Genomic DNA, 8,272 nt, shown 5'->3' with positions numbered 1-8,272 from the left:
ATATGGATTTTTAATAAAGTGATTAAATATTAATAATATTTATTATCGAGTCAATTTTATATATACCCAAACAACTTGCAGTTGCAGGTAGGCGGCAGAAGACTTTATGAGCATAGTCAACACTGCTCCGGCTTCAAGTCGGAAGGGTATAATTGAATGAGAACTCTTCGAGTGGAACGGGAGGTCCAAATAAGTAGCCTTGAAAATGAAAACAACCATAGCTAGCTAATCGGTCTCGTTGGGCTTTGGTTTCAACTCCCTCAGCAATAACAGACAATTTCATGCTGTTAGCAAGTGAAACAATGGTGCGTGCAATATCAGCATCGTGCCTATTTGTAGTTAAATCATGTACAAAAGATTGATCGATTTTCAACTCATCTAAAGGTAACTGTTTTAGGTAATTGAGTGATGAGTACCCAGTTCCAAAATCATCTAAAGCAAAATGGACACCATATTGCTTGAGTTGAGCGATTTTCGTGATGGTGTCTTTGAGATCTTGATGCAACATACTCTCTGTGATTTCTAGTTTTAGTTGGTTAGGATCAACGCCGTGCTTTTCAATCGCGGTGATAATCTGTGTCACAAAATGAGCTTGATGAAATTGCTTGGCGCTGATGTTAATCGCGAGCACCAAATCTTGTGTTAACTCACTCTGTTTCCACCGTGATAAGACTTTACAGGCTTGGTTCAGCACCCATTCACCGAGAGGTAAAATTAGCCCAGTTTCCTCGGCAACGGGAATAAAGTGACCGGGAGAGATCATACCATGCGTAGGGTGTTTCCAACGGATTAACGCCTCAGCACCAATGAGTTTTCCGCTGTGATTGACTTGAGGTTGGTAGTAAAGCATGAATTGCTGATGACTGAGTCCATAACGAAGATCATTAGCCATTTTTGCGTGAGCTAATACGGCTTTTTGCATTTCAGGGTTGAAGAAACGGTGGGTATTTCTTCCTGCTCCTTTTGATTGGTACATGGCTAAATCAGCATGTTTGAGTAAGTCATCAACACGAAGTGTTTCACCTTTGAATAGCGTAATCCCAATACTTAACGTGCTAAAATGTTCAATATTATCAATTTGATATGGCTTTTCTTGGGCGTGGAGAATTTTTTGACAAAGTTGATCGGCATGTTGAGAGGCTTGTTCTTCACTGCTACCTAGTTGTTCAAGAATGATGACAAATTCATCGCCACCAATGCGAGCAACCGTATCTGTTCGTCTGACACAATCGATTAAACGTTGGCTAACTAGCGTTAAAAATTTATCCCCTACATCGTGTCCACGGGTATCATTTAGAGTTTTAAAATCATCCAAATCTAGGTATAGCACAGCAGCGTAATGCCCATTTCTTGTTGTATTCCGTCTCGTTTGATCGAGGCGTTCTAATAGAAGTTGACGGTTGGGGAGGCCGGTTAACTGGTCGTAGAAAGCTAATTGTTTAATTTTATTTTCTGCGGCATTACGCTGAGTAACATCGACTAAGGTAATAACATAATTGATGATTGATTCGTCATTATCGCTCATCACTGCCGTTATATGTGTCCACTGCAGGTAATCCTCACCATTTTTTCTTCGATTCCATATTTCACCTTGCCAAGTTCCATGGGTTGATAGATGTTGGTTTAGTTTTTTATAATAATGTTTATCATACTGTTGTGATCGAATCACATTTAAATGTTGTCCAAGAACATCAGATGGTTGATATCCGGTAATATCAGTAAAAGCTTGGTTAACTCGTAAAATATAGCGATTGGCGTCTGTGACGATCATGCCTTCTGCTGACTCAAAGACGGTCGCGGCAATTTTTAGGTTTTCAACCATATGCTGCATTGCTTCACCAACTTGATTGTATTCATAAACACCAGTTGGTAAGAATCGAGTTCTTAGCCCTTGTTGGATACCTTGGATATAGTTAGTGAGTTGGCTAATCGCACGGTTATGGCTTAAGTGCAGTACCCAAGCAGCAATAACGAGTAAGCAGAGAAATCCGCCCGATAATAGAAGAAAAGAGTGCATATAATGCTCTTTGACTGAGGGAAAACGGCTATCTTTTATGCCTAATTCGAGCGTAATGGGAAACGTTTGATGATGAAGCTTAATGGGAGAACGGTACAAATAAAAAGAGGGTGAAGATAATACACTGGAATTTTCACCCGTAGTCAGCGATAACGGTGATGAAGAAGCGGCGTTATACCGTATAAGCGATTTATTTTGATATTGTAGACTGAAGGTATCTAAATCTGCCTGTTCAGCAAGATACTTAAGGAATGTTCGATTTTGTCCAATTGCCAAGCCAATAAACATGTATCCTCTTAAATTGATGGTAGCAGGATCAAAAATAGGAACAGCTTTGATAAACGCGGTCAGCGAAGCACTATGAACTAGTGTCCAACGGTTAGCGTAATGTAGAGGGGAGTGCATGTTTTGTAGCAGAGGCTCAATCTTATAAAGAGGCAACCCTGCATTGATGAGCAAGTTGTCAGAGGTATCGACTAAAAAAAATATATCTAATATGGCTCCGACATTAGAGTCTTGTAACATAAAAATCATATCATCAGCCACTGAATCAAATTCAGTATCTTGTTCTGCTAAAGATGAGAAAATCCGGTTTGATGCGGTAGTGTGTAGATAAACCTCCAATAAATCTAAGCGATTTTCAATTAAACTTTGGACGGTGCGTTGCCTTTGGATAAAATTATTATCAATTTTATCCTGTAAATAGTTTTCTGCCGTGTGCACTGCATATAGCATTGAGATAAGCAAAGCGAACAGGCCGAGAAAACCAAAGATTAAAGTAATCCGTGTAGCAAATTTCAGTTCCCACCTTTTATTTCTCATCCTATTTTTTGGGGGAAGACTCGGTGACATACAATCTTTACTCCTGTGCGGTTTGTTTATGCTCTATTTGAGTTTTTACCTTCAATTATCGGTGAGCGTCATAACGTTCAAACGATAGAGACTCGGAAATAAGTTGCTTATATTCGTGGAGCTGTATTGTAAATAATGCTTTTAATTCGGATTCTTCCATAAAGATAACCGGCATTTTTATTTTTTTCTCGGTGACCTGTTGAAAGCGTAAATCTTGAGTTGCCTCTTTGAGAGCTTGTTTAAGAATAGCCACATGATTATCAGGAGTATTTGCAGGGACAGCAACCACTCGAATGGCGTGAATACTTACGCCATAGCCCAACTCTTTCAGAGACGGAGCGTTGGGATAATAGGCTAATCGATCATCTGCGAGGCTTACTAAAACATGCATTAATCCAGAATCCGTATATATACTGTGTGTACCTCCACTAAAGGCAATGTCGGCATCGCCTGATAAAATTAATGGGGCCATTCCTGAACCTCCAGTGGTGGGGACAATACGTAATGAGATATTTTCTCGTTGCATGATTCGTTGGATAACAAATCGATCTTGCGCATTTTGTGAAGCATAAATTAAGCCAGGATTTTGTTTGGCATAGTGAATAAATTCATCCCACGTTTTAAAAGGCTTGTTCGCTCCGGTAATAAAGGCATTTTGATCTAAAGTAAGGCCCGCTACATAACGAAAACTGTCGAGCGAATACGAGGCAGAATTAGCCAATGGAGCAAAGGTATACGGCAGAGAAAGGCCGTACTGGAAGGTATATCCTTGATCGTTACTATGAGCCAACATAGCCGCTGCTGCTGCACCACCAGCTCCAGGATGATAAATAATATTAACGGGCTGTTTGAGTTTTTCTGTGAGAATCTTGGCTAAAACCTGTCCTTGTATATCAGTACTTCCGCCGGGATTAAAACCAATTAACATGGTTAATGGACGAGTAGGAAAGGCATTATCGGTTAATGCTAGAGGTGAAAATATACCTAAACTCAGTAGTAGGATGAATTTAATATAGGAGCAGATGAAAATTCTTTTCATAACAGTGATCTATATTGTTGAATTACTCTAAGTTTAGGAAGGCTTTTTCATTCTGTCTATGAGCGATGAAAAGTATCAAACACTCGTATCAACAATATAAAATCGGGCTCATAATTGATGAAGGTTATATATTATTGGTTGTGGAATCCGGGCTAATTTCTGGCCAATACATACGTATATATCCATAGGTAACCCAGATAACGAGCAAAGTTGCAATGCTTAATTCGATAAATCCAAAATAGTGCAGCCAATTCCACTGGGGATGATTGTGTTGAAAGAAAGTCGTTAAATGGTGCATAGCAATAGCACTAATGACTGAAGGGAAGGTAACCGCGGCAATCGATGGTTGAAATGCTAACCGAAGCAGCCTGAAATAGCATAAGTAAATAAGCAGAGTCATGGTGATGGCTATGCCTGCTAACGCACCCGTGAGGATTGGATCTGGGGATGAGAAATTAACCAAGTAAGTGGCTAACGTTAAATTGATCGGCGCGGCCATAATCGCTAAGGTTGGTCGGGCTCGTCTCGGAAGCATCCCTTCAAAAACTAATCGATAAAGTACGACGGGTAGCATCACAAAATAGATAGCAATACAGAGATTAACTAAGCTCTCAGAAAAAACAGTATGGCCAAATTGGGTTCCAGCAAGAGAGCTGCTAATCAGTCCCACTGGATACAAAAACCAACTAGGTACAATATGAGCTATTTTGAAATTTTTCAGTTGGAAGTAAAAAAACAATAGCATCATGATGATATGCAAAAAGAGTGATATTGCCCAAATTGGGTAAGCAATAGTAGGGGAGATCACCGCGAGATAGTCACAAAGGATCAGTAACGCCATACTCATTGGTGCCATAAGGCTACCAAATAATGGATGGCGGATATCACAGAGAAATGTTGAATAGCTGGTTAGATATTTAAAAAGAACAGGCAGCAGAAGGAGTGCTCCTGCGATTGCCATATAAGGCCGAATCGTTAAGCCAATATTAGGCAAGTATAAAGCCCATGCTTGCCCTAAGCCAATGACACCGAGTGCCAATGCGGCTTGAGCGGGTGGAACGCTCTGTACAGAAATTAATCTTTTCCAGTTCAATCTCCACTTCCTTGTACGACATGGCATAAAATGAGCCGCGATTCTACCAAGTTTCAGCAAGCTAGTGCGTATAATCAGGTGGATAGATCTCACAAAACGGTAAGGTAATAATGGTTAGTTTTTTACAAGGGCATTGATCAGTAAAATATCCCCGATATACTCTTGCGACTTGAATCTGCAGGGGGGCTCGCCCATCACATCGCCTGTCTATGCTTATGGAAATTATGAGAGCCATCTGTGGCTCTAACCAAAGGCCAGCCTACAGCTGTTCAAATTTGTTCCAGACAAATTTGTCACTCACTTGCCGCCTACCTGCAACTCCAAGTTGTTTGGGTGTAGTATGGGTGTGAATTTAACCGTGAAAGATCAACAGCCCCTAGGATTGCGGTAAATCTTGCTGGCGTAATTTGTCGTTCTTTAAGGTTCGATGCAATAACTGACTGTAGATAGGCTGTCCACCGAGCAGTTGCGCGAAAATAACAGCGCCCAAGCTGGTGATGATTAACGGTAAAATTAAGTAGTAGTTATTTGTCATTTCGATCACAAGCAATATTCCAGTGATTGGAGCACGAACGGTAGCGGCAAAAAGCGCCCCCATCCCTGCAATCGCGAACATGCCAGGTTCTATATTTAATTCTGGAAACAGACTTTGAGTAATCAATCCAAAAGCATAGCCAAATAGCGTTCCGAGTGCCAACATCGGAGCAAAAATGCCCCCTGGTGCGCCAGAGCCAAAACAGAGTAAAGTTGTCAGGATACGACCGACGAAAAGCAACAGCAGTAATGCTGCCCCATATTCTCCGGTGGTAACCGCAGGAATTAATGCAATTCCTCCCCCAGTTAGCTCTGGAATATAGAGCAGTGTTAATCCGAAACAACCACCGAGCAATGATCCGGTGATAAGGTAGCGTATGCGGGCATTTTTATGAATTTTGACAAATAAATCTTGAGCAAGAGTAATCAACTTATTAAATAGTACGCCAAAGAGACCAAACAGTATCCCGAGTAATAAAAATAGGCCAAGTGCGATCAACTCCGGTGGTTGATACTGAGGCATAGTAATGACAGCCGATTGATCGTTAATCAGCCTAAAGACGATATTTGCTGAGACAGAAGAGATGATCACCGCTCGCACGGAAATAAGCGTATAGCGAAATTGAGGGCGCATCTCCTCCATCACAAACATAATTCCAGCCAGCGGTGCGTTAAAGGCCGCAGCTAGTCCTCCAGCGGCACCAGCCGCGAGCAAAGAGTGACGGGTATCTTCATTTTTTACTCGAAAAATATCGGATACCATGCGACCAATAGCACCGCCCATCTGAACCGTTGGCCCTTCACGGCCGAGTACCATACCCGATCCTAGAGCCCCCATACCGCCGAAAAATTTAACGGGTAGAACTCGCCACCAACGTACCGGACGTATGCCATCCATCGCTCCTTCAATTTCAGGAATGCCTGAGCCAGCAGCTTCGGGCGCAAAACGATGGACCAGAAAGTAGCCAATAAATGCGAGTCCAGCACTGATTAAAAACGCAGCGAGCCAGAGAGGAAGAAGATGTCCAATCGAACCTTTTAACCATTCAGTTCGGGTTTCAGATACCAGATGGACGGCATGTTCAAAATAAGTACCAACTAAACCTGCCAGTACACCAACGACAATGGCTAATAGTAATACAGAAATAGAGGTTTTATCTTTAGAGAGAAATTGATTGAGGGTATCTTTGGGAACTTTGACAAATAAACGGTGAGGGAATTTCTCTCGCTTTAACATTAAATGATCAGCCTCGTGATAAGTAACAAAATGTAAATTATACGCAGACAATTTATTAACTATAGCGCCAAATATGAAATATTGACTTTCAAAAATGATTTTTTTTAGGACTCATGTTCAAAAGCGCGATCAAAGCTAGAAAATAAGGTAAAAGATTTGAATTCAGCGATAAATCAGCCATAGTTAAAGCGTAAGGCAAGCAAAGTATTTCAAAATGGAGGAAACGAATGCCTTACCTACAATTTGGACGGATTCAACCTACAATTCAGATAGCCTCGATTATGATCAGGTTGCAACGATAGCCTTCCTGATTCGCATCACTCACGATTGAGTTACGAGGATTAAGGCGCGCTTATACAGTGCGCCTTTTACTATTCAAGTGCTGGTCCTCGGCTCGTTTCGGTCTACACCTCTTTATTTTTTGTATATACTCCGCGAAAAGGAGTAGCACGATGACAAAAAAAGTCCCGACTAATATTATTACTGGCTTTCTTGGCGTAGGTAAAACGACCACGATTTTAAACTTATTGAAGCATAAACCGGCCGATGAAAAGTGGGCGGTGTTGGTGAATGAGTTTGGTGAAATTGGTATTGATGGCGCGATGATGTCCGAACAAGGGGCATTCATTAAAGAAGTCCCGGGTGGGTGTATGTGCTGTACGGCGGGTGTACCTATGTCTGTGGGGATTAATACCCTGTTAAGACAGAAGCCCGATCGTTTATTGATCGAACCGACAGGCTTAGGGCACCCCAAGCAAGTTATCGCCACTTTAACTTCTGCCCAATATCAGCCTTATGTTGACCTCAAAGCGACCATTGCATTAGTCGATCCGAGTCATTTAAGTAATGATAAATATGTGACGAATCAAAATTTTAATGATCAATTAGCCAGTGCGGATGTGATTGTTGCCAATAAAGTTGACCAAGCAACGCCAACAGATATTGAGGTTTTCCGGACTTGGTTAGCCAGACAGCAACCAGCGAAAGCGGCTTATCAATTCGTCAGTCAGGGCAATTTACCGTTCTCGATGCTTGATATAGAGCGTAATGCGGAAAGTGCATCAAGCCATATCGAAGCTCATCACCATCATCATGCGCAATTAGAGCCACAGTTTGCCTTAGCACCGGGACAAGCATTCCTACGTAAAGAAAATCGTGGTCAAGGCTACTACAGTTGTGGCTGGCTATTCGGTGCTGAGTATCTATTTGATTTTGATGAGTTATTTTCAATGCTTAGTGCCTTAACCGCTGAACGGGTCAAAGGAGTGCTGAATACGAGTAAAGGTTGTTATGCTTTTAATGCCAATAACGGGGTGTTATCGGTTAACGAATTGACACTACAAGGTTTTGAATCTCGTTTAGAAGTCATTGATTCACAATTAATGTCATGGGATCAGTTGGAGTCAATTTTATTGACCTTAGCCAACATCAAATGATGATTGATTCAGCAAGATAAGAAGACTGTTTCTCAGCCTTCTTATCTTCTCCCTAAAGGGAGGA

The 8,272-nt window shown here is 41.5% G+C and carries 5 protein-coding genes; 1 reads left to right on the top strand and 4 read right to left on the bottom strand.

All coding sequences use genetic code 11. The annotated features are described in order from the left end of the window. Positions 1-133 precede the first annotated feature (133 nt). The 4 genes from CAG57_RS04685 to clcA form a co-directional block, all read right to left on the bottom strand. Positions 134-2,752, bottom strand: a complete 2,619-nt coding sequence (locus tag CAG57_RS04685; protein ID WP_161433800.1) for a putative bifunctional diguanylate cyclase/phosphodiesterase — start codon at positions 2,750-2,752, stop codon at positions 134-136. Between the two features lie 172 nt (positions 2,753-2,924). Next, entirely contained in the window at positions 2,925-3,908 is a 984-nt protein-coding gene (locus tag CAG57_RS04680; protein WP_099611320.1) for a tripartite tricarboxylate transporter substrate binding protein, read from the bottom strand. Between the two features lie 124 nt (positions 3,909-4,032). Further along, positions 4,033-5,001, bottom strand: coding sequence for a TDT family transporter (locus CAG57_RS04675; protein ID WP_099611319.1), 969 nt, complete (start codon positions 4,999-5,001; stop codon positions 4,033-4,035). Between the two features lie 376 nt (positions 5,002-5,377). Then, positions 5,378-6,772: a H(+)/Cl(-) exchange transporter ClcA gene (gene clcA, locus CAG57_RS04670; protein ID WP_099611318.1), complete on the bottom strand. Its 1,395-nt coding sequence runs from the start codon at positions 6,770-6,772 to the stop codon at positions 5,378-5,380. Between the two features lie 452 nt (positions 6,773-7,224). Between clcA and CAG57_RS04665 the strand changes: the two genes are divergently transcribed. Next, on the top strand, positions 7,225-8,208 hold the full coding sequence (locus CAG57_RS04665; RefSeq protein ID WP_161430810.1) for a CobW family GTP-binding protein: 984 nt from the start codon (positions 7,225-7,227) through the stop codon (positions 8,206-8,208). The last annotated feature ends 64 nt before the right edge of the window (positions 8,209-8,272 follow it).

The organism is Vibrio sp. V30_P3S12P165 (assembly GCF_009904905.1).
Taxonomy (GTDB): Bacteria; Pseudomonadota; Gammaproteobacteria; order Enterobacterales; family Vibrionaceae; genus Vibrio; species Vibrio fujianensis.
Note: the sequence above shows the minus strand (reverse complement) of the source record. Positions and strands in the feature narration are given on the sequence as shown.

Bases quoted from the DNA above. Each gene is read 5' to 3' on its own strand.
- CAG57_RS04680 (WP_099611320.1), bottom strand. From the start codon at position 3,908: ATGAAAAGAATTTTCATCTGCTCCTATATTAAATTCATCCTACTACTG.
- CAG57_RS04685 (WP_161433800.1), bottom strand. From the start codon at position 2,752: ATGCTATATGCAGTGCACACGGCAGAAAACTATTTACAGGATAAAATT.
- CAG57_RS04665 (WP_161430810.1), top strand. From the start codon at position 7,225: ATGACAAAAAAAGTCCCGACTAATATTATTACTGGCTTTCTTGGCGTA.
- clcA (WP_099611318.1), bottom strand. From the start codon at position 6,772: ATGTTAAAGCGAGAGAAATTCCCTCACCGTTTATTTGTCAAAGTTCCC.